The organism is Arthrobacter sp. B0427-1-12, assembly GCF_059092905.1.
Window position 1 is genome coordinate 1 of sequence record NZ_JBNHIC010000194.1, and the last position, 565, is coordinate 565.

The 565-nt window shown below is 64.4% G+C and carries 1 protein-coding gene; it reads left to right on the top strand.

What is annotated here, in order from left to right; all coding sequences use genetic code 11:
• Positions 1-203: 203 nt before the first annotated feature.
• Positions 204-565: TetR/AcrR family transcriptional regulator (locus tag AC5RWU_RS24515; RefSeq protein ID WP_493986770.1), on the top strand; the 362-nt coding region annotated here is incomplete at its 3' end.

The window sequence follows — 565 nt, forward strand, 5'->3', positions numbered from 1 at the left end:
CCCGCATCGCGAGTGTCCTTTCCTGATCGCACTTGGGCAACCGGTCACCTCCTCTGCGGGAGTGCCGGGCCTGCCTGCCGTCCATGCGCGTTCACCATTGAATAGGCGGGATCCCAAGGTTGCGGAACCCGTGAAAGCCACCTTAGCGATGAAACGGGGATTGGTCCACGTTTTCGCAGCGGACTCTGGCATAAAGTGGCAGCGTGACAGAACATGAGCATTCCGGACGGCTGCACACCCCCCGGCGGGACCAGCTGCGCAACCGCCGGGCCCTTGTGCAGGCGGCGCGCGCCCTGTTCGCGGAACAGGGCCTCGACGTTCCCCTGGATACGATTGCCCGGCGCGCGGGCCTGGGAAATGCCACGCTGTATCGGCATTTCCCGGACCGGCGCGGGCTGATCGTTGAGGCGCTTCTGGTGAACCTGGAACGGCACCAGGAGGCCATCATCGAGGCGCTGGGCTGCCGGACAGGGTGGGAAGGGTTCAGGATGTACTTCGAGCAGCTGTTCCTCGAAGAGATCAACAACCTGGGCTACATGAGCGCGCTGCGGGAAGTACCCGAGGG